The sequence below is a fragment of the Streptomyces sp. 840.1 genome (assembly GCF_003751445.1).
In the GTDB taxonomy this organism is placed as follows: domain Bacteria; phylum Actinomycetota; class Actinomycetes; order Streptomycetales; family Streptomycetaceae; genus Streptomyces.
Genome location: NZ_RJUU01000001.1, coordinates 4,331,237 through 4,352,302, shown reverse-complemented (window position 1 = coordinate 4,352,302; position 21,066 = coordinate 4,331,237). Strand labels below are relative to the sequence as shown.

Below are 21,066 nucleotides of genomic sequence, written 5' to 3'. Positions count from 1 at the left end.
TCCCCGTGACGTAGGGCGAGGTCGCGGGGGTGATGCTGGGTACACCCCCGCCGGGTGTCGAGACGGCTGACGTCGCGGCCGGCCGAGGCGTCAGACTGTGTGCGGACCGGGGCTGCCACGGGTGCCGGCGAGGGAAGAGGGACCGATATGAACACGCCGCACGGACGGACGAGAGCCGCACTGCTGGCCGCTGGGCGCGGGCTGGTGCTCTCGTTCGCGTCAATCGTGGGGTCGGTCACGCTGTTCGTGCTGGCGGTGGTCTCGATCGCTCTCATCCCGCTGGGCATCGGCCTGGTGACCACCCCCTACGTACTGACGGCGGTCCGCAAGCACGCCAACCAGCGACGGCTGCTGGCGATCACCTGGTCCGACGTCCGGATCCCGGTCCCCTACCGGCCGCTCCCGAAGGACGTCCGCAGCGGGTTCACCGGGCAGGTGGAGCGGACCACGCTGATGCTGAAGGACCCGGCCACCTGGCGGGACATGCAGTGGATGCTGGTCGACATGACGGCCGGCTACGTGGTGTCGATCATGGCGGCGGCGCTGATGATCTACCCGCTGGAGGGGTTCGTCCTGGCGGCGGGGCTGTGGCGGGTCTTCACGGACGACCGGTACTGGTACGGGTTCGTCCCGGTCGACAGCCAGGCCACGGCGCTGGCCGCCGCCGCGCTCGGGGTGGTCCTCTTCGCGGCCGGGGTGCTGCTGAGCGAGCGGCTCCTGCACGCGCACTTCGTGATCGCGCGCTCGGTGCTGGCCCCCACCCATGAGCAGGAGCTGGCGCTGCGCATCGACCGGCTGACCGAGACCCGGCACGAGGCGGTCGACACCGCCGCCACGGAGCTGCGGCGCATCGAGCGGGATCTGCACGACGGTGCGCAGGCCCGGCTGGTCGCCATGGGCATGAACCTGGGCACCATCGAGGCGCTCGTCGAGAAGGACCCGGCGCAGGCGAAGAAGCTCCTGGCGATGGCCCGCGCGTCGTCCGCGGAGGCGCTCACGGAGCTGCGCGACCTGGTGCGTGGCATCCACCCGCCGGTGCTGGCCGAGCGCGGGCTGGGGGACGCGGTCAAGGCACTGGCCCTGCGGATGCCGATCGGGACCGAGGTCGAGGTGGAGCTGAGCGGCCGGGCCGAGGCGCCGGTCGAGTCGGCCGCGTACTTCGCGGTCAGCGAGATCCTGACGAACGCGGCGAAGCACTCGGGCGCGGACCGGATCTGGGTGGACCTGCACCATGGCGACCACATGCTGCGGATCTCCGTGACGGACAACGGCAAGGGCGGTGCGAGCGCCGGTTCGGGCTCGGGCCTGAGCGGAGTCGAACGCCGACTCGGTACATTCGACGGCATCATGGCCGTCAGCAGCCCCGCGGGCGGTCCCACCATGGTGACCATGGAGATCCCTTGCGAGTTGTCCTAGCCGAAGATCTCTTCCTGCTGCGCGACGGCCTGGTGCGCATGCTGGAGGCGTACGACTTCGAGATCGCGGCCGCCGTCGAGACGGGGCCCGAACTGACCAGAGCCCTTGCCGAGTTGAAGCCGGACGTCGCCGTGGTCGACGTCCGGCTTCCGCCGTCCCACACGGACGAGGGGCTGCAGTGCGCGCTTGCCGCCCGGCGGGCCAGACCCGGGCTGCCGGTGCTCGTACTCTCCCAGCACGTCGAGCAGTTGTACGCGCGTGAACTGCTGGCGGACGGCAACGGCGCCATCGGCTATCTGCTCAAGGACCGGGTCTTCGACGCCGAACAGTTCATCGACGCGGTCCGCCGGGTCGCCTCGGGCGGCACCGCGATGGACCCGCAGGTGATCTCGCAGCTGCTGTCGCGGCGCTCGCAGGACAAGCCGATGGGCGGGCTGACACCGCGCGAGAAGGAGGTCATGGAGCAGATGGCGCAGGGCCGTTCGAACGCGGCGATCGCCGCGCACATGGTGATCACGGAGCGGGCGGTGGCCAAGCACACCTCGAACATCTTCGGGAAGCTCGGCCTGCCGCCCTCCGACGACGACAACCGCCGCGTTCTGGCGGTACTGGCCTATCTGGACCGCGGTTAGGGCCTCTCGTTCGGATCATGCCGGACTCGCGGTGTCCGGCCTGATCCAAAACGAAAGACCCTAGCGCGCGGCTGCGAGGTGCAGGGTCGTGGCGCCCAGGTGCGGCTTCGCCCTGGACTCCAGCACCTCGACCCGGACGGCGGACGCGGTGACGGCCGAGGGCAGCGGCAGGATCCGCTCGTGGCCGATGGTGGTGCCCTGCGCGATCCGCTGCCACGCGCCGTCGATCCGGGCCTCCACGGCGAACTTCTCCACCCGCTGCCCGTGCCGGATGTCCTCCCGGACGGCAACCCGGTCGAAGGTGTACGGGCCGGGTCCCTGCTCGCGTACGTCGGTGCCGTAGATCCGGCGCACGTCGGCGCCGTAGGCGGTCAGGGACGCGACGTCCGCGTCGGCGATCCGGCCGTCCGGCGCGGGCGGGACGTTGAGCAGCAGCGAGGCGTTGCGGCCGACGCTCTTCTCGTACAGGTCCATCAACTGCGCCGGGCTCTTGGGCTTTTCGTCGGGGTGGTAGAACCAGCCGGGGCGGTTGGAGACGTCGGCCTCGGCCGGGTACCACTGGAGGTAGTTGACCCCGGGCGCCAGGAGGCGGTCCCTGGAACCGATGTCGGGGTCGGTGGAGTCGTTGGGGAGGCTACCGAGACCCGTCCACGGGTCGGTGGTGTGCGGGGTGACGCTCCACTCGGTCTCGCGGGCGACGCCGGACTCGTTGCCGACCCAGCGGACGCCCTGCGGGCCCTGGAAGACGACGGTGTTCGGCGACAGTGCCCTGACCATGTCGAACCACTGCCTGACGTCGTACTTCTGGGTGATCCCGGAGCCGGACCAGGGGTTGGCGCCGTCCAGCCAGAGTTCCTCGACCGGGCCGTACTGGGTGAAGATCTCGTAGAGCTGGTTGAGGTAGTACGCGTCGTAGTCGTCGGCCTTCACCCTGAAGGTGGGCAGCTTGCCGCTCTTCACCCGGGCCGCCCGGTCGTCGCCGGGGACGAGGGTGGGGATGGTGCGCTCGGTGACGGCGCTGCCGTTGCCGAAGCGGCCCTGTCCGGCGGGGGCGCGGTCGCCGTCCTCCAGGGCCATCTTCTCGGGCAGGCTGAGCGCTTCGCCGTCGGCCTGCTTGGCCCGGATCTTCTCGACCCACTCGGCGTGCCAGGCGTGCGGGAGTTCCGCGCCGTCGGAGGGCGAGAGGTAGAGGCCGACCTTCAGGCCGGCCTTGCGGGCGGCCTTCACGTAGCGGGCGACGACGTCGGGGCTGCCGGGGCTGAGGGCGACCGAGTGGTCGGTGTAGCGGCTCGGGTAGAGGACGAAGCCGTCGTGGTGCTTGACGGTGAGCATGACCTGTTCGGCGCCGGCGGCCTTGTAGGCCCGCATCCACTGGTCGGCGTCGATGCTCCTGGGCGCGAACAGCTTCTCGTCCTCGGTGCCGGAGCCCCATTCACGGCCGGTGAAGGTGTTCATCCCGAAGTGCGTGAAGGCGGTGACCTCTCGCTGCTGCCAGGCCAGCTGGCCCGGAGTGGGGACGGTGTTCGCCGCCTTCTCGATGATCCGGGCGGGGCTGTCGCATGCCTCGACCGTCATCTGCGACGCGGGCCGAACGGGTGCGCCGCAGGGCTTGGCGGGGTGCGCGGGCTGCTGCGCCGTGGCAGTCACGGGGATGAGCGCGGCGGCGGCCGCCAGTGCGAGCGCGCTGAGCACATGGGTGCGTCGTGCCATGGTTCCCTCCCATTCCCGACCACGAGTGGTCGGATCTCTTGGGTACCGACGCGTGCATGCTGCCGCACGGAGTGGCCTGCGGGAAGGGTGCCCACCAGATACGTCCTATCTCTCGTGTGCAAAGTCCAAGTCCGGACCCACCTCCACGCCGCCGCCCTCGGCCCCGTCAGCCGTTGAACCAGCTCGACGCGTCGAGCCGGAAGGCGTCCGCCGCGGCCATGGTGCGCAGGTCGGACTCCAGGGCCGCGACCCGTTCGGCGCCGAGCACCCGGACCCACTGCGCGCGCACCCGGTCGAAGCCCGCCGCCGAGCGTGCCAGTACGTCGATCCCGCGCGGGGAGAGCCGGACCAGTTTGCGGCGGCCGTCCTGCGGATCGTCGGCGCGCTCGACGTAGCCGAGCCCTTCGAGCCGCTCGACGGTCTTGCCCGCGGCCTGCTTGGAGACCCCGAGCCGCCGGCCGAGCTCACTCGCGGTCGCCCCGTCGAGGCCCACCGCCTGGAGCGCGTACCCGTACGCGGGCCGCACCTCGGGGTGGCCCTGCACGGCGAGCTCGCGGTGCATCTCGTCGATGATCGACCGGAAGCCGGCGAACAGCAGCAGCGGCAGCTCGAATCCCGCGCCACCACCGCTCGAAGCGGCATCCCCCGCCCGCTCAGCCATTGCGAAACTCGACAACCTGATTTACCTTTTCGTCAATCACGTTGTCGAGTTTACGTCGTCGCGTTCACGCTGAGACGAGAGGTCCGCCATGTCCACACCCCTGTCCCCGTCCCCCGGGCACATCGCCTGCCACTTCCCCGACCACTCGCCCGAATCCGCTCCCGCCGCCTCCCGCGCCGCGATGGCGGCGGTGACGGCGAAGCAGGGCCACCTGCCCGCCGCCGTCGCCCGGCTCGCCTCGTCGCCCGAGCTGCTCAACGGCTTCCTGAGGACGAGCGCGCTCTTCGAGTCCACCACCCTGGACCAGCTCTCCCGGGAGGTCCTGATCATGACCATGGCCTCCCGCAACGGCTGTCACCTCTGCGTGGCGATGCACACCGCGAAGCTCACCGCCCTCGCGGCGGACGGCGGACTCATCGCCGCCCTGCGCGGCGAGAGCCCCCTGCCGCTCCCCGACGAACGACTGGAGGCCATGAGGCGGTTCACCATCGCCGTGATCGAGGCGAGCGGCGCGGTGGACGACGCCACGCTCCAGTCGTTCCTGGACCGCGGCTACACCGCGCGCAACGCGCTGGAAGTGGTCCTGGGGATCGGCGCCTACACGATGTCGACTCTGGCCAACCGGATGACGGCGGCCCCGATCGATCCCCAACTGGCCCGTTTCGCCTGAGCCTTGGGCCCGGCACGGCATCCCGGGGACACACGGCCCGGGGTGACCATCGCACGATTCGCTCGTTCAGCTGAATGTGCGCCCACTGCCAGAGGTACCGCCAGCCGCCGCCCCGGTCGACGCGGAGCAGGCCGAGGCCTCGCTCGTCGAGCACTACCCGCGACTGGTCCGGCTCGGCTATCTCGTCCTGCCGCCCACACTGAGCCGCTCCCGGCGCGTGCTGGCCTCGCACGCCCTGGCCCAGCGCTCGCTGCAGGCCGCGCGCCGGGCCTGTCCGGCGGACGGTCCGGGCCTCCCGCTGCCGCGCCGCCCCGGCCGTGCGGCGGCGGGAGGCCCCGGATACGCGTACGTCAGGCGCCAGGTGCTGCGCGGCGCCCTGACGGCGGGGCTGCCGCTGCGGCGGCGGTGGTGGCCGGGCCGGGTGCGGCTGCCGTCCGCCCTGCCGCTGGTCTGGGGGCTGCGGCTGTTCCCGCACTCCGGCGGCGCGGACGAACTCGCCCTGGAGCAGCGGCTCTCGGCGGCCGGCGGACCGGCGCGCGCCGCGTTCGTCCTGCGCGGCCTGGAGTCGCTCACGGACTGCGAGGTCCGCCGCGAGCTGGCCGCCGCGGGGGTGGCCGATCCGCACGCGGCCCTGCGGGAGGCGGACGGGGTGGCGGCGCCCCACGCGCTGCTGGCCTCGCCGGAGTTCGATCCGTGCTCCCTGCAGGCCAGGCCGCCGGACCTGCCGCGCCGCCGCAGATACGCGCGCGCCGCGCTGGCCGCCGCCGCGGCGGCCGCGGTGTGCGGGACGCTGCTGGGGCTGCCGGGCGGCGGCTGGGGGCGCGAAGGGCCGGCCGCGCCCCCGTACGCGCGCAACCCGGCCGCCGAGGAGGCCCTGGACCCGGGAGCGCTGCGGATGGTGCCGGCCACGTTCTGGCGCCGCTCGCCGCGTACCGACTTCACCGCGTGGCCCACCCGGGGCGACCGCACCGAGGACACCCGGCTGCTGCGGCGGGCGCTGACGGTGTGGGCGCGGCCGGGCGGCGGGGTACGGACGTCGGCGACGCCCCGCACGCCCATGGGCCCCCCGATGGGAGCCCCGCAGCTGCTGTACGCGGGCGAGGTGGGCGCGTCGGCGGTGGTGCTGTTCTACGACGGACTGCGCGTCGTGCGGTACGCGGAGCCCCGTAACGCCGACCCGTCCGAGGGCGCCGCGCTCGACTTCGCCCGGGTCGACGGGGCGGACGCGGCCTCGGCGGGCGCCCTGGTGGTGGAGCGGGCCGGGGGCCGGGTCCGCTATCTGACGGCGCCCTGGGTGCGGAGCGCGTCGGTGCGGGACCTGCTCGCCCCGGACCGGGCGCCGCGCCCGCTGCACCGCGCCCCGGACGGGGTGACCGACGCGCTGAGCGGTACCGGGTCCGAGGGTGGCTGCCGGACCTGGGACGCGGTCGGGCTGTCCGACGGCACGGCCGACCGGCTGGTGACGGATCTCGGTGAACTCGCCCCGGCCCGGCTGACCTCGGGCCCGCCCGCGGAGCCGCACGACGTGGCGGGGCGCACGGAGCTGGAGAGCTGGGCGCGGACGGCGTGTCTGCTGCCTGCGGTGCGTTCGCACGGGGTGCGCTCGGTGAACTCCTGGGCGTACGCGACGCAGCCGCTGCCCGAGGGCGGCGGCTCGGCCCGGTGGCTGTGCACCAGGGCGGAGACCTGGCGGGGCGCCGGGAGCCGGGTGCTCGCCCAGTTCCAGGCACCGTCCGCGCGGCCGCCGGGGAGCCGTCCGCCGGGGGCCGTCGCGGCGCGCTCCGAGGACTCGCCCGCCTGCGGGGCGAGCGACCCGCAGGTACTGGCGGGCGTGCTGTGGAAGTCGCGCGACGGCCATTGGTACGTGCTCGCGGCGGGCAGCGAGCAGTTCGCCTCACTCACCACGTCGGGCGGGGTGACGGGGAGCTCGCGGGGGCGGCTGCTCGCGGTACCCGCCGGCGCGGGCGACCGGGCGCGGCTGAACGGGCGGCTGAGAGACGGCAGTCGGGTCGGGGCCCTGCGGTGACACCCGGCCGGGAGCGTGCTCAGGAATTCGCCGCAGGCCCCTGTTCCCCGGGCCTACCCCTCAGTACATTGACAACATGTCTAACACGCAGCCAGCGGCGGTCGCGTCCGAGCGGATCGCACTCAAGGCCCGCCGGGTCTCCTTCGCCTGGGACCGGACGCCCCTGCACTGGGTACCGGGCGATCCGTTCACCACGCACACCATCAACGTCCTCCATCTGCTGCTACCGGCCGGGGAACGCTGGTTCATCCACGTCTACCGCCAGGTGCTGCCGTACATACACGACGAGCGGCTGCGCGAGGACGTCATCGGGTTCATCGGCCAGGAGGCGATGCACTCCCAGGCCCATGACGACGTACTCCCGCACCTGAGGGAGCTGGGCCTCGACCCGACCCCGTACACGGCCCAGGTCGACTGGCTCTTCGAGAAGCTGCTCGGGGACCGCACGCTGCCGCCGGGCCGGGCGCGCAAGTGGTGGCTGATGGAACGGGTGGCGACGATAGCCGCCATCGAGCACTACACCGCCTTCCTCGGTGACTGGGTCCTGAACGCCGAGGAGCTGGACCGGCGCGGTGCCGACCCCACCATGCTGGACCTGCTGCGCTGGCACGGCGCGGAGGAGGTCGAACACCGGTCGGTCGCCTTCGACGTGTTCATGCATGTCGACGGCGGATACCGGCGGCGGGTGCGGACCTGGGCGACGGCGTTCTCCGCACTGGCCTTCCTCTGGCAGCGCGGCGCCCGCTTCTTCATGGAGAACGACCCCAGCCTGCTGGACGGCAAGGCCTCGTTCGGGCAGTTCTACCGCAGCGGCAGGCGCGGCACCCTGCCCAGCACACCCTCGATGCTGCGGTCCATACCGCGCTACCTGAGCCGCGGCTACCACCCCTCGCAGGAGGGCAGTACGGCCCAGGCCGTGGACTACCTCAACCGCTCGCCCGCCGCGGTCGCGGCCGAGGCCCGTACGACGGAAGCCGGCTGACCATGCCCCAGCTCCTCCCCCGGCCGCGCACCGTCCTCGCGCTGGCCGCCGCCGCACTGCTCGCCAAGCGGGCGATGCGCCGGCGCATAGAGAAGTCCCCGCTGTGGCCGCTGCCGGCGCTCGACGAGCCCGTGTCCGGTCACTCGCGGCGCCGTTCGACCACCGGCAGGCTGCTGACGGTCACCGAGCGGTCCACCCCTGCGGACGGGGTCGTGCTGCTCCGGCTGAAGGGCTCCGGCCTGCCGCGCTGGCAGCCCGGCGCCCACCTCGACCTGGTGCTGCCGTCCGGGCTCATCCGCCAGTACTCGCTGTGCGGCGACCCGGCCGACCCCGACACCTACACCGTCGCGACCCGGCTCGCCGAGGACGGCCGGGGCGGCTCCCGGGAGGTGCACGAGCGGCTCCGCGTGGGCGACGAGGTCGAGGTCCGCGGCCCGCGCAACCGCTTCCCGCTGGCGGACGCCCCCGCGTACGTGCTGGTCGCGGGCGGCATCGGGATCACGCCGGTGCTGCCGATGCTGCGCCGGCTCGCCGCCGCCGGGGCGGACTGGCGGCTGCTGTACGCAGGGCGCAGCCGGGCGACGATGCCGTTCCTGGCGGAGCTCGCGGAGCTGGACGCGGACGGCGGCCGGGTCACCGTCGTACCGCAGGACGAGGCGGGCCACCCGGACGTCGCCGCAGCGCTGGCGGACGCGGCGCCCGGCACGGCGGTGCACTGCTGCGGCCCGCAGCCCCTGATGGACGCGGTCGCCGCCGCGCTCCCGCCCGGCTGCACCCTGCACCTGGAACGCTTCACCGCGGCGGCCCAGGACGCCACCGGCTCCGCCCCGTTCGAGATGGAACTGCGCCGCTCGGGCCGCACGGTCCGGGTGGCGGCGGGCCAGTCGGCGCTGGCCGCGGTGCGGGCGGAGCTTCCGCACGTCGCGTACTCCTGCGAACAGGGCTTCTGCGGCACGTGCCAGCAGCGCGTCCTGGAGGGCGAGGTGGACCACCGCGACGATCTGCTCGACGACGCGGAGCGGGCGGACTCGATGCTGCTCTGCGTGTCCCGGTGCCGGGGCGAACGGCTGGTGCTGGATCTGTGACGGGCCCGGGGGCCGTGCGTCGGGCCCGCAGGTCGGTACGCTGTTCACCATGACGACCGGGGTGCGGCGCAGGATGGGCGTCGAGGAGCGCAGGCAGCAGCTGATCGGTGTCGCACTGGAGTTGTTCAGCCACCGCTCCCCCGACGAGGTCTCGATCGACGAGATCGCCGCCGCCGCCGGGATCTCGCGGCCGCTGGTCTACCACTACTTCCCGGGTAAGCAGAGCCTGTACGAGGCGGCGCTGCGGCGGGCGGCCGACGAGCTGGCGACCCGGTTCCTGGAGCCGCACGAAGGCCCCCTGGGCGCAAGGCTGTTACGGGTGATGGGGCGGTTCTTCGACTTCGTCGACCAGCACGGACCGGGCTTCGCCGCACTGATGCGGGGCGGCCCGGCCGTGGGCTCGTCGACGGCCAACGCGATGATCGACGGGGTGCGGCAGGCGGCGTGCGAGCAGATCCTGGCCCACCTCGGGGTCGAAAAGCCCCCGGCCCGGCTGGAGTTGGTCGTCCGGTCCTGGGTGTCGCTCGCCGAGTCGACGGCCCTGATCTGGCTGGACGGACGGCACATCCCGCGTGCCGAGCTGGAGTTGCAGCTCGTGCACGACTTCGCGGCGCTGATCGCCGTGAGCGCCGCGTACAACGGGGAGATGGCGGGCATCGTGCTGCGGGTCCTCGCGCAGGAGCCGGCGGACGGGCCGTTCGGCGACCTGCTGGTGCGGCTCTCCGCGCTGGCCCCCGCCGTGCCGGCCGTGCCGCCGCAGCGGCTTCCGTAGGGCCTCAGGCGCTGCGGTAGGACGCGTCGAGGTCACGGGCCTCGACCGAGAGGTGCAGCGTCAGCCCGGCGGCCGGCCCGATGTGGGCGGCCAGCAGCTCCCGTACGGACTCGGTGAGCCGGGCCTTGATCTCGGGGGTGCGGCCGGCGAGCAGCGAGATGTCGATGTGCACGAGCGCGTCGCCGCCGGGCGCGTCCGCCACCACGACCTCCTCGACCCGGCGGAAGCGGGTCTTGCAGGCGGCGATCTTCGTGGTCACCGTCTCGGCGACCAGCGGGTGCAGTGCGCGGGTGAAGCCGGCGCGGTCGAAGGTGTCGTCGAGCTCGGCGGAGTAGTCGACGGTGATCTGCGGCATGGCGGGGCTCCTGGGCGGGGCGGGCGGGACGGTGGGCCCCCACCCTTTCCCGCTCCGGGGAACGCGCACAAGCGGGAATCACTATGTGAGCGGTTCGCCAGGGCCCCACAGCCTTCTGCAACACGCTTCAGGTGAGCAGTTCCCCGTGGAGTGCGAGTGCCAGGCCCGCCTCGGCGCTGTCCGCGCGGCCCCGGTCGAAGGCCCGCTGGTAGGCGGCGTCCCCCACGGACTCGCGGGCCTGGCGCTCGCAGGCCTCGCGCAGCGGGCCCAGCTCCGGGGTGCCGCGCTGCGGGTGGCCGACCATCCGCCAGTAGAGCTGCCCGGTGCCGTACACCCGGGCGGCGTGGGCGCCCTCGCCCTGGGCGGCGACGGCGGCGGCCAGGATGTCCAGGCCGAGCGCGATACCGAAGCTGTCGCGGAGCCGGTGCTTGCCGGTGAGCATGGACCGGGCATGGGTGGCGGCCGCGTCGGCGCGGCCCTGGAGCAGGGCGATCAGGGCGAGCTGGTAGTCGACGTAACTGCGGGTCCAGCACTCGTCCATGGCCTCGCAGGCCGCGCGCAGGACGGCCGCTGCCTCGGCCGCCTCGTCCAGCCGGCCGAGGCCGGTCAGGGCGAAGACGGTGATCAGGTGGCAGCGCAGCCGGTAGGTCGATTCGAGCGGGGTGCCGGCCTCGGTGCTCCGCAGCACGCGGTCCACCTCGCGCAGGCTCAGCTCCGGCCGGCCGACCATCAGGTGAGTGAAGCCGCGCAGGTACGCGGCGGCGAGGACGCCCTCGTCGGCCCCGTCCTCGGCGGCCGCCTTCACGCACTCCTCCCCGATCCGCTCGGCGGCCGGGTAGTCGCCCTGGAGCATCACGCAGATGCCGAGCACCCACAGGGCGCGGGTGCGGTGGGGGCCCTGTGCCGGGCCGACGTCCAGGGCGCGCTGTGCGTAGCCGCGGGTCTGCGGCAGGTGGCCGCAGCAGCACCAGAAGAAGCCGATCCGGCCGGCCATCTCCTGGGCGGCGGCGGTGTCGTGGGTGAGCAGGTGGTCCAGGGCCGCGCACAGGTCGGCGTGTGTGTCGGCGATGCGGTGGTACCAGCTGATCTGGTCGTCGCCGGTCCAGCCCGCGTGGGCGCTGCGGGCCAGCTGGAGGAAGCAGGCGGCGTGCCGGTCGGCCGCGGCCCGTTCCTCCCCGAGCTCGGCCAGCCACATCCGGCCGTAATCGCGGATGGTGTCCAGCATCCGGTGGCGCGCTCCGTCGCGCACGACGACCGATTTGGCCACCAGGCCGCGCAGCGCGGTGCCCACTCCGTCCCCGGTGAGCGGTCCTCCGGCGCAGACCTCGCGGGCGGTGGCCTCGTCGAAGTCGCCGCGCAGCACGGTCACCCTGGCCCAGAGCAGCCGTTCCAGCGGGGTGCACAGCTCGTGGCTCCAGCCGATGGTGGTGCGCAGCGTGCGGTGGCGCTGCGGGCGGATGGACTCGTCGGCGAGCAGGTCGAGGCGGGAGCCGATCCGCTGGGCGATCTGCTCGACGGTCTGCCGGCCGGTGCCCGCGGCGGCGAGTTCGATGGCGAGCGGGATGCCCTCCAGCCGCCGGACGATCTCGGCGGCGGCCTCCGCGGTGCCCGGTTCGTCGAACAGGGTGCCGGGTGCGGCCGTCGCGACCCGGGCCCGGAAGAGGGCGAGGGCGTCGGCCGCCCCGTCGACGGGCAGCGGCTCCACCTCGACCAGCTGTTCGCCCTTGATGCCGAGGGGCTGCCTGCTGGTGGCGAGGACGGTGAGTCCGGGGGAGGTGGTGAGGATCTCCCCGAGGAGGTGGGCGCAGGCGGGGCGCAGGTGTTCGCAGGAGTCCAGGACGAGGAGCAGCTCCTTGTCGGCGAGCCACTCGCAGAGCACGTCCATGGGCATCCGCAGGGTGTGGTCGCTGAGCCCGACCGCGTCGGAGACGGTGGCGAGGAGGAGACCGTCGTCGTGCAGCGGGGCGAGGTCGGCCCACCAGACACCGTCGCGGTATCGGGGCTCCGCGCGGCCGGCCGCGCGGACCGCGAGGCGGGTCTTGCCGACCCCGCCGGAGCCGGTGAGCGTGGTCAGCCGACGGGTGGCAAGGGCATGTTCGATCCGGCCCAGCTCCGTCTTCCGACCGACGAAGCTCGTGGTCTCCTCGGGGATGTAGCTCACCATCGTCACCGTCGCTGAACAGGTGGAGCGGCCGGGCCCCGGACCCCGCGCCCGGTACGGCACCGGCGGGCCGACGGCGCGGCTGGCGGTGCGTACGGGGATCGGGGCCGGGACCGGCCGGGTGGAGTGGGGAGGGCGCGCCCGGGAGTGTGTTGCTGCGGCTCTCCCCGGCGGCTGGCCTCACGGTAGACCTGTTGCGGTCAGCGTGCTGAGAACACCGCCACTGTGCGTCCCGGAACGGTGAAACTTCCCGAACTCCGTCCGTAGACAGACCTCTTGACGGTACTATCCGCGCCCGCCGCCTGGACGGGGTGCAGGGTGTAGTTCCGGCCCGCCAGGGCGGCGACCTTCTGGGTGGTGGTGTCCGGGGTGGCGTTGAGGACGACCACCAGCTTCCCGAGCCGCATGGTGATCACTCCGGGGGTCTCGTCCTTGCCGGAGAGCGGGAAGGACAGGGCGGACTGCACCTGCCCGGCGGTGGCGAGGCCGAAGTCCTTCTCGGTGGCCCGGACGGTGAGCAGGTCCCGGTACGCGGCTGAGGCGCCGTTGATCTGTGCGCAGCCGGGGCTGATCGCCGGATTGGCCAACAGTGGCCTGGCGTAGGGCCACTTGGCCTCGTTGTCGGCGGCGGGCGGAAGGCCTCGGCCGAAGCCGTTGCCCGCGCGGCAGTCCCAGTGCAGGGCGTTGAACCAGTCGCCGCTGTCGAAGGAGTTGCGGTCCAGGGACTTGGAGCGCAGCAGGTCGGTGCCCGCCTGGGAGAGCGAGGGCCCTTGCGAGAGGGTGGCGGTCGCCATGGCCAGGACCTGCATGCGGGCCCGGTCGGCCGCCGGGGTGTGTGCCGGAAGCTTGAAGGCGAGGGTGTCGTAGAGCGTCTCGTTGTCGTGGGCGTCGGCGTAGGCGAGGGCGTCGCCGGGGGCGTCGGCGTATCCGGCCGGGGCCCCGTTGTAGTCGATGTCCGAGCCCTTGACCGTGCTGCCGGAGCTGTCGGTGAAGGTGTACCCGGCGAGGCTGCCGGTGAGCCCGACCTTGATCAGGTCCTGGTAGTGGAGCAGCCGGGCCTTCTGCTCGGCCTTCGTTCCGTTGTGGGTGGAGGTGTTGGGGTCGGTGTAGAGGCCGGTGGCGAAGCCCTGCACGCCGGGGTCCTCGTCGAACGGTGAGCCGCCGCGCACGGCGTCGCGGGCCCGGTCGGAGAAGGTGGCGATGCCGGTGCCGGCCATGTTCTTCTGGGTGGCCTGGACGAAGCGGGCGTCGTCGGCGATCTCACCGAAGTTCCAGCCCTCCCCGTACAGGATGATCTTCTTGCCGTCGACGCCGTCCCTGGCGACGGTCAGCGCGTCCAGGGCCTTGCGGACGGCCAGGATGTTGGCCTTGGGGTGGTGGCCCATGAGGTCGAAGCGGAAGCCGTCGACCTTGTACTCCCTGGCCCAGGTGACGACCGAGTCGACGACGAGCTTGCCCATCATGGTGTTCTCGGGCGCGGTGTTGGCGCAGCAGGTGGACGTGGCGACGGTGCCGTCCTCCAGCAGCCGCTGGTAGTAGCCCGGCACGATCCGGTCGAGGACGGACTTGTCGTCCTGGCCGGAGGCGACCGTGTGGTTGTAGACGACGTCCATGACGGTCCGCAGACCGGCACCGTTGAGGCCCTGCACCATCTGCCGGAACTCGACGGTGCGCTGCGTGCCGTCGGGGTCGGAGGCGTAGCTGCCCTCCGGGACGGTGTAGTGCAGCGGGTCGTAGCCCCAGTTGAAGGCGTCCTTCGCGGCGGTCTTCGCCACGCAGGCCTGCTGCTCGGCGGAGTCGGGGGCGTAGACGGACAGGTCGCAGGCGGGCTTGTGCTGGTCCCTCTTCTTCTCGGGGACGGTGCCGATGTCGAAGGCGGGCAGCAGGTGGACGTAGCCGGTGCCGGAGTCGGCGAGCTGCTTGAGGTGCTTCATCCCGTCGGAGCGGGTGTCGGTGAAGGCGAGGTACTGGCCGGGGTGCCTGGAGGTGGGGTCCGCGATCGAGAAGTCGCGGATCTGGAGTTCCTGGATCTGTGCGTCGCGCAGCGGCACGGCGGCGGGCTTGCGCAGCCCGCTCCAGCCCTTGGGAGCGAGCTTTCCGTCGTCGAGGTCGACGACGAGGCTGCGGGCGGAGTCGGTGGTCAGGGCGGTGGAGTAGGGGTCGGTGACCTTGTTGGTGACGAGCTTTTGGACGGTGGGTGCCCAGACCTTCACCACGTACCGGTAGGGCTTGCCGTTCCAGCTCTTCTTCCCGGTGACCGACCAGACGCCGGTGCGGTCGTCGCGCCGCATCGGCACGGGCCTGCCGTCGAGTTCGAGGGAGACGGTACGGGCGGTGGGCGCCCAGACGGACAGGGTGGGTGTGCCCCGGTGGAAGACCGGGCCGAGCGAGGCGCCACTCGCCCGCTTCCCGTAGAGGTCGTCGAGCACTCCGGCGCTCTGCACCCCGGTGGCGGCGAGCAGGGCGCCGTTGGCCGCGCGCTGGGTGGCGATCAGCTGGCCGCGCAGGGCCTCGCGGACCCGGTCGCGGTCGCGGGCGTCCACGGTGAACGCCGGGTAGTCCTTGAGGTGCGGGTACTTCGCCTTCTGGGCGTCGGTCAGCGCGGCCGGGCCGAGCCGCAGCCACTGGCCCTCGTCGGAGAGCGCGCCGTCGACGACGGAGATCCCGCCGCCCGGTGCGTAGACGAGCTGCTGGCTGGTGGCGTCGGTGGCCTTCACCTTCCAGACGACGGTGTCGGCGTCGATCCACTGCGCCTCGGCCTTGGTGAGGTCGGGGGCGGGCACACCGCCGGTCTGCGGGAGCAGGTAGCCGGCGCTGCCGCCGAGCATCCAGACCTCGTGGCCGTAGCTCGCGATATCGAGCGACTGGTCGCCGGTCAGGTCCTTCTCGTCGCCTCGGTGCAGGATGTAGCTGAGCGAGGTGGCCCCGTCGGTAAGCGGGACCTCGAAGGTGAGGCCCGAGGCGTCCTTCTTCACCGGCTGCAGCGGCTTGGCCCAGTCGGTGGGTTCCTTGGCGCCGGTCCAGGTGTGCAGCCCCCAGCCGTCGTAGTCGCCGTCGGCCCGGTAGTAGTGCAGGACGGCCTTGCCGGTGTCCTGCGGCGGGTAGGCGCCTTCGGGGGCGGTGTCGGCCTGGCCGTCCTCGCCCTGCGCGATCCACACCTGCCCGGTCCTCGCGAGGTCGACGGTGCGCTCGGGCCCGTCCGCGACACCGTCCTTCTCGACGGTGTACGGGACCGAGGAGGCGCCCTCCGGCACCTTGATCCAGGCGAAGGCGCCGTAGGCGTCCCGCCCGGTGAACGCGGCGGTGGTGTCGCCGGACCGGATCCGCCGGCCCTCGTAGTCGCCGTCCGCGCGCTTGTAGTGGACGACGGCGTAGTCGCGCTCCACGGCGACGGGCTTGGCCGGGGCGGGCGCCTGTCCGGCGGTGGACGCGGCGAGCGCGCTCGCGGTGCGCCCGGCGCGGTCGACGACAACGGCCTTGTAGCGCAGGGGCGTTCCGGCGGCCGTGTGTGCGCCGATGGTCTGGGTGACCTTGTACGGGGCGTGGTCGGCGGTGCCGAGGGTGGTCCACTTGCCGTTGCCGGTCTGGGCGGCGAAGACGACCCGGTCGAGGGAGCCGCCGTTCACATCGGCGGTGAGCTCGACGGTGCCGGTGGCTCCGGCGGCCGGTGCCTTCAGCGTGACCGAGGGCTTGGCGGCAGGGGCGGCCAGGGGCTTCGCGGCGCGCAGCACAATGCTGGACAGCGCCGGGACGGTGACGGTGATCTTCTTGTCGGAGCCGCTGCGGACGGTACCGGAACCGCCGTACAGGGTACGGAAGTCCATCCGCGCGGACTCGGTCGGCAGCTCGACGGTCTTCGCGGCCGTGCCGTTGTTGGTGGCGACGACGTACTCGTCGCCGCGCGCCGGTTCCGTACGGGAGAAGGCGTAGACGGAGCCCTCGGCGTACCGCTCGCTCTGCACGCCGTCGCGCAGCGCCGGGTTCCGGGCGGTCAGCTCGGACAGGGCGGCGATCGACCGGTAGAGCGGGTGGCCCGGGTCGTAGGCGTCGGAGGCGTGCGTGCGGTCGGTGCCCAGCTCGTCGTCGTCGAGGTAGTCGGCGGTCTTCGAGGCGAACATGGTCTGGCGGGCGTCCTTGTCGCCACCGGCGCCGGTGAAGCCCTGCTCGTCGCCGTAGTACACGACGGGGTTGCCGCGGCTGAGGAACATCACCTCGTTGGCCAGCCGGGCCCGCTTCACCAGTTCCGCGTCATCGGCCTGCGGGTTGTCCTGCTTCAGGAACGTCCCGATGCGGCCCATGTCGTGGTTGCCGAGGAAGGTCACCTGCTCGTAGGCGTTGGCCTTGTCGGTGGTGTACAGGTAGTCGTCGCCGAAGACGGCGGCGAGCTTCGAGGCCGGGGCGCCCTGCGAGGCGTACTGGCGGGCCGCTTCCTGGAACGGGAAGTCGAGCGTCGCGTCGAGCCGTCCCTGCGTGACGTAGGGCGAGGTGATCGCGGTGTCGGCGGAGTAGACCTCGCCGAACATGAAGAAGTCCTTGCGCCCGTGCCTGGCCGCGTAGGTGTCGAGCGCGGTCGCCCACTGGGTCCAGAAGTCCAGGTCGACGTGTTTGACGGTATCGATCCGGAAGCCGTCGATATCGAAGTCGCGGACCCACTTCTCGTAGATCTTCTCCATCCCGGAGACGACCTCGGGCCGCTCGCTCCACAGGTCGTCGAGCCCGGAGAAGTCGCCGTACGTGGTGGACTCGCCGGCATAGGTCGAGTCGCCGCGGTTGTGGTACATCGTCGGGTCGTTGAGCCAGGCCGGCGTCTTGCCGCCGGTGGTGACCGGCTTGTACGGGAAGGAGTCGGCGTCCACCTTCGCCATGCCCGAGGCGTCGTCGAAGGGGCGGCCGTCGCGGTCGAGGTAGGGGTAGGCGCCCTTGGGCTTGTAGCCGTAGGTCTTCTCGGCGTAGTCGACGGTGTCGGCGGTGTGGTTGGTGATGACGTCGAAGAAGACCTTCATGCCCTTGCCGTGGGCCTTGTCGATCAGCTTCGTCAGGTCGGCGTTGGTGCCGAAGTGCGGGTCGACCTGGGTGAAGTCGGTGATCCAGTAGCCGTGGTACCCGGCCGAGGCGTCCTTGCCGGTGCCCTGGACGGGCCGGTTCCTGAAGATCGGGGCGAGCCAGATGGCGGTGGTGCCGAGCCCCTTGATGTAGTCGAGCCTGCTGGTCAGCCCCTTGAGGTCGCCGCCCTGGTAGAAGCCCTTGTCGGTGGGGTCGTACCCGGTCTCCAGGCGCGAACCGGTCAGCCCGCCCTTGTCGTTGCGGGTGTCGCCGTTGGCGAACCGGTCGGGCATCACGAAGTAGAACTGTTCACGGGTCAGGTCGTGCCGGGCAGGCTCGGCGGCCAGCTTCGCGTCCGAGGGCGCGGCGGGCGGCCTGGCCGCGGCGGCGGGCAGCGCGGGCACGAGGGCCGCGCACAGGGCGGCCGCGACGACGGCGGCGGGCGCCGCTCTTCGCGCGGGCACGCGCGGGTACGGACGTATCACTCGGGTTCTCCTCGAAGGGGTTGTACGGGTACGGGCCGGACGGGCAGGCCGGGCCCGTCCGGCGGGCGGGGCCGGCCGGGGAGGTCAGCTCCGCCAGACGTCACCGGTCAGCGCGACCTTGCCGGAGGAGGGCACGGTGGCCGTGCGGTTGGCACCGTTCTCCCAGGTGACGTTGCCGCTCGCGTCCTTGCGGACGTACTTGTACTCGAACGACGTACCGGCGGGCAGACTCACGTCGAGCTTCCAGACGGGGTACGTGGCCGGGTCCAGCTTCGGTGCGGCGCCGGGGTTCCAGTTGCCGAGGGCGGACTGGTTGCCGGTGACGTAGATGTTCTGGCCGGGCTGAGTGGTGGCGTTGACCCCGAACGAGGCGCCGGAGGTACCGGTCCCCGGGCCGGTCGGGTCCGTCGGGTCGGTGGGGCCACCGGCGCAGGTGCGGGCGTTCGCCTGGAGGGCGAGGGCGGTGTTGGCGCCGAGGGTGGCGGTGAACCGGCCCGAGCCGTCCACGGTGACGCCCTTGCCCGACTGGATGTCGCAGTAGGCGCCGGCGGGCAGCGAGGTCTGGAACGTGCGGGACAGCGAGGAGCCCTCGTGGTTGATCGCGACGTACGCCTTGGAGCCCCGGCCGAAGGCGATCTGATCGCCGCCGTTGTCCCACCAGTTCGTGACGGCCTCGCCGCGGGCGGTGTTGCGGAAGCCGACCATGGAGGCGATCTCGCGCCAGGCGTGCTGGCACTTCCAGCCGTCGCTGTAGCAGGCGTTGACCGTACCGCCGTTGGGCGGGCCGGCGTCCCTGTCGGACCACTCGTAGCCGGAGTGGACGTCGGGCGAACCGTAGGGCCAGGCCAGCATGAACACGCTGGCAAGCATGTAGGTGGCACCGTCCTTGTAGCTCAGCGTGTCGCCGCCGCGCTCGGTGTCGTGGTTGTCCACGAAGACCGCGGCCTTCGAGGAGGCCATGAAGCCCCAGCCCTCGCCGAAGTTCTTCAGGTTGGCGAGGTTCTCGTTGTTGAAGACCTGCTTGAGGCTGCGGGCGTACCGGAATTCCTGGACGTCCCCGGTGCCGGCGTATTCGTCGGGCGAGACGGCCTCACCGGCTCCGTAGATCGCCTCCTGCTTCCAGTACGCGCCGGGGTTGCTCAGCCGGGACTTGATGTCGGCCAGGTCGTCCTCGGGGATGTGCTTCGCCCCGTCGATGCGGAATCCGTCGACGCCGAGCGAGAGCAGGTCGTTGAGGTATCCGGCGACGCGGCCGCGTACGTACTCCTCACCGGTGTCCAGATCGGCCAGGCCGACGAGTTCGCAGTGCTGGACGTTGTAGCGGTCCTGGTAGTTGCTGATCTGCGCGGTGCAGTCGTCCATGTCGGGCGCGGAGTACAGCCCGGGGTAGTTGTACTTCGTGTACGAGGACCCGCCGGTACCGGTGCCGGAGCCCGCCGACATGTGGTTGATGACGGAGTCCGCGACGACCTTGACGCCCGCGCCGTGGCAGGTGGCGACCATGTTGGCGAACGAGGTCCGGTCGCCGAGCCGTCCGGCGATCCTGTAGCTCACCGGCTGGTAGGAGGTCCACCACTGCCCGCCCTGGATGTGCTCCTGGGGCGGCGAGACCTGCACGTACCCGTAACCGGCCGGGCCGAGGGACTCCGTGCACGCCTTGGCTACGGAGTCGAACTTCCACTCGAAGAGAACTGCGGTGACGTCCTTGGTGCCCGGCGCGGCGGCCTGGGCGCTCGTGCCGGGGACCACGAGAGCGGCGGCGCCCGCCATCAGGGCGAGCGCTGCAGACAGGGGTCTGCGTGCCATGTCATTCCTCCTGCGGTGGGGGAAATGCGAGTGACGGCTGTCGGGTTGTCTCGGCCTCATACGGCAACGCACCCTGCCCTCAAGGCCCCTGAAGGTTCTTGCTGCAAGAATGCAAACCTTGCTGCGGGGAGACCGTACGAGCCCGCCAGGTCCCGGTCAACCCTTTGGACACGACCTGCTCACATCCTGCTCACACCCACGAAATGCCGCAGAATTCTTTCTGCAAGCTCTTACGCAAGACATTGCAGCCCTGTTACGTTTCTCCCGACTCCGGTCCGGTCGGCCGGGGGTCCCGTTACCCCGGGCCCCACGCGCCCGTCCGGCCGGGCCGGTCACGGACAAGAGGGGCACCCGGAGTCACACTCCCCGCCGGCCCACCCCGGGCCGACTCCGGGTGCCCCTCCTGCACGCGGGGGCCGACTGCGGTCGCCGGCTTCTCCCAGCGGCACATCACCGGCCATGATGGGCGCCGGGCGGGGCTGCTTCACACCCCGGCCGATGACCGCGTTCGACGTCTTTGGGGGAATGTCATGGTGCGCACCGGGGTCTACCTCGCACATCCGCGGCCCGGGAGTTTCAACCACGCGGTGTTCGACGCCGTGGCGCAGGAGCTCCGCGACCGCGGTTCCGAAGTACTGGCGCACGATCTCTGCGCGGAGGGATTCGCAGCCGGGCTGACCGCCGACGAGACGGAGACGGTGCGGTTCGCCGCGGACACCCCGGACGCACAACTGGCGGCCCACCGGGCGGAAGTGGCCACCCTCGACGCCATGGTGTTCATCCACCCCAATTGGTGGGGCATGCCGCCCGCCGTCCTCACGGGGTGGGTTCAGCGCGTGATGGTGCCCGGCGTCGCCTACAAGCTGGGCACCTCGGACGGGGAGCCGCTGGGGCTGCTGAAGGCCGGCCGGGCCCTGGTCCTGAATACCTCCGACACTCCCGCCGAACGGGAGGCGAGCGAGTTCGGGGATCCGCTCCACAGCATTTGGTCGGCCTGCGTCCTGCCGTACGTGGGAGTCACCGACGTACGCCGGGTCGTCTTCCGGACGGTCGCCGACTCCTCCGACGAGACCCGTGCGTCCTGGCTGCGCGAGGCACGTGAGCACGCCCGCGCACTGCTGACCTGACGCGGCACCGGGATCCTTGTCCCCTGACCACCGGACGGCAACTCCGCACCCGGGAAAGGGTAGCCGTCCTCGTGTGCCCGCCAGGGATCACGGCTCAGCCCTCAGGGACGGGACGGGCCCGGCTTCCGAGGGCAT

Annotated in this window: 14 protein-coding genes; 8 read left to right on the top strand and 6 right to left on the bottom strand. The window is 72.1% G+C overall.

Annotation, left to right across the window (positions count from 1 at the left end):
- The first annotated feature begins 147 nt into the window (after positions 1–147).
- The gene (locus tag EDD93_RS19955) at positions 148–1,416 is read left to right on the top strand and encodes a sensor histidine kinase (protein WP_123526434.1); all 1,269 of its coding nucleotides are present in this window, start codon (positions 148–150) and stop codon (positions 1,414–1,416) included.
- Positions 1,401–2,048 carry a response regulator transcription factor gene (locus EDD93_RS19950; protein ID WP_123526433.1) on the top strand — a complete coding sequence of 216 codons (648 nt, stop codon included), beginning with the start codon at positions 1,401–1,403 and terminating at the stop codon, positions 2,046–2,048. Before EDD93_RS19955 ends, EDD93_RS19950 begins: the two co-directional genes overlap by 16 nt.
- Positions 2,049–2,108: 60 nt before the next feature.
- On the opposite strand, the gene EDD93_RS19945 is transcribed toward EDD93_RS19950, so the two are convergent.
- Positions 2,109–3,758, bottom strand: coding sequence for an alpha-L-fucosidase (locus tag EDD93_RS19945; protein ID WP_185092384.1), 1,650 nt, complete (start codon positions 3,756–3,758; stop codon positions 2,109–2,111).
- A 166-nt stretch (positions 3,759–3,924) separates the two neighbouring features.
- Positions 3,925–4,419, bottom strand: coding sequence for a MarR family winged helix-turn-helix transcriptional regulator (locus EDD93_RS19940; protein ID WP_123526431.1), 495 nt, complete (start codon positions 4,417–4,419; stop codon positions 3,925–3,927).
- Positions 4,420–4,507: 88 nt separating this feature from the next.
- Between EDD93_RS19940 and EDD93_RS19935 the strand changes: the two genes are divergently transcribed.
- From EDD93_RS19935 to EDD93_RS19915, 5 genes are all read left to right on the top strand, one after another.
- On the top strand, positions 4,508–5,089 hold the full coding sequence (locus EDD93_RS19935) for a carboxymuconolactone decarboxylase family protein (RefSeq protein WP_123526430.1): 582 nt from the start codon (positions 4,508–4,510) through the stop codon (positions 5,087–5,089).
- A 76-nt stretch (positions 5,090–5,165) separates the two neighbouring features.
- Entirely contained in the window at positions 5,166–7,115 is a 1,950-nt protein-coding gene (locus EDD93_RS19930; protein WP_123526429.1) for a hypothetical protein, read from the top strand.
- A gap of 76 nt (positions 7,116–7,191) precedes the next feature.
- Positions 7,192–8,097: a metal-dependent hydrolase gene (locus EDD93_RS19925; RefSeq protein ID WP_123526428.1), complete on the top strand. Its 906-nt coding sequence runs from the start codon at positions 7,192–7,194 to the stop codon at positions 8,095–8,097.
- A gap of 2 nt (positions 8,098–8,099) precedes the next feature.
- On the top strand, positions 8,100–9,182 hold the full coding sequence (locus tag EDD93_RS19920) for a PDR/VanB family oxidoreductase (protein ID WP_123526427.1): 1,083 nt from the start codon (positions 8,100–8,102) through the stop codon (positions 9,180–9,182).
- A 49-nt stretch (positions 9,183–9,231) separates the two neighbouring features.
- Complete coding sequence (locus tag EDD93_RS19915; protein ID WP_123526426.1) at positions 9,232–9,954, top strand: TetR/AcrR family transcriptional regulator; 723 nt, start codon at positions 9,232–9,234, stop codon at positions 9,952–9,954.
- 4 nt (positions 9,955–9,958) lie between these two features.
- Here the strand turns inward: EDD93_RS19915 and EDD93_RS19910 are convergent, their stop codons facing one another.
- From EDD93_RS19910 to EDD93_RS19895, 4 genes are all read right to left on the bottom strand, one after another.
- Entirely contained in the window at positions 9,959–10,309 is a 351-nt protein-coding gene (locus EDD93_RS19910; protein WP_123526425.1) for a 5-carboxymethyl-2-hydroxymuconate Delta-isomerase, read from the bottom strand.
- Between the two features lie 127 nt (positions 10,310–10,436).
- Positions 10,437–12,473 carry an NB-ARC domain-containing protein gene (locus EDD93_RS19905; protein WP_123526424.1) on the bottom strand — a complete coding sequence of 679 codons (2,037 nt, stop codon included), beginning with the start codon at positions 12,471–12,473 and terminating at the stop codon, positions 10,437–10,439.
- Positions 12,474–12,670: 197 nt separating this feature from the next.
- Positions 12,671–17,998 carry a pullulanase-type alpha-1,6-glucosidase gene (gene pulA, locus EDD93_RS19900; protein WP_123526423.1) on the bottom strand — a complete coding sequence of 1,776 codons (5,328 nt, stop codon included), beginning with the start codon at positions 17,996–17,998 and terminating at the stop codon, positions 12,671–12,673.
- Positions 17,999–18,082: 84 nt separating this feature from the next.
- Positions 18,083–19,804 carry a carbohydrate-binding module family 20 domain-containing protein gene (locus EDD93_RS19895; RefSeq protein WP_123526422.1) on the bottom strand — a complete coding sequence of 574 codons (1,722 nt, stop codon included), beginning with the start codon at positions 19,802–19,804 and terminating at the stop codon, positions 18,083–18,085.
- A 530-nt stretch (positions 19,805–20,334) separates the two neighbouring features.
- Here EDD93_RS19895 and EDD93_RS19890 point away from each other — a divergent pair.
- A complete protein-coding gene (locus EDD93_RS19890) occupies positions 20,335–20,931 on the top strand; it encodes an NAD(P)H-dependent oxidoreductase (RefSeq protein WP_260255788.1) in 597 nt (198 codons plus the stop codon).
- Positions 20,932–21,066 lie beyond the last annotated feature (135 nt).

Coding starts and splice junctions, on each gene's coding strand:
- EDD93_RS19920 (WP_123526427.1), top strand. CDS start 8,100: ATGCCCCAGCTCCTCCCCCGGCCGCGCACCGTCCTCGCGCTGGCCGCC.
- EDD93_RS19925 (WP_123526428.1), top strand. CDS start 7,192: ATGTCTAACACGCAGCCAGCGGCGGTCGCGTCCGAGCGGATCGCACTC.
- EDD93_RS19940 (WP_123526431.1), bottom strand. CDS start 4,419: ATGGCTGAGCGGGCGGGGGATGCCGCTTCGAGCGGTGGTGGCGCGGGA.
- EDD93_RS19905 (WP_123526424.1), bottom strand. CDS start 12,473: ATGGTGAGCTACATCCCCGAGGAGACCACGAGCTTCGTCGGTCGGAAG.
- EDD93_RS19890 (WP_260255788.1), top strand. CDS start 20,335: ATGGTGCGCACCGGGGTCTACCTCGCACATCCGCGGCCCGGGAGTTTC.
- EDD93_RS19935 (WP_123526430.1), top strand. CDS start 4,508: ATGTCCACACCCCTGTCCCCGTCCCCCGGGCACATCGCCTGCCACTTC.
- EDD93_RS19910 (WP_123526425.1), bottom strand. CDS start 10,309: ATGCCGCAGATCACCGTCGACTACTCCGCCGAGCTCGACGACACCTTC.
- EDD93_RS19915 (WP_123526426.1), top strand. CDS start 9,232: ATGACGACCGGGGTGCGGCGCAGGATGGGCGTCGAGGAGCGCAGGCAG.
- EDD93_RS19955 (WP_123526434.1), top strand. CDS start 148: ATGAACACGCCGCACGGACGGACGAGAGCCGCACTGCTGGCCGCTGGG.
- EDD93_RS19895 (WP_123526422.1), bottom strand. CDS start 19,804: ATGGCACGCAGACCCCTGTCTGCAGCGCTCGCCCTGATGGCGGGCGCC.
- EDD93_RS19945 (WP_185092384.1), bottom strand. CDS start 3,758: ATGGCACGACGCACCCATGTGCTCAGCGCGCTCGCACTGGCGGCCGCC.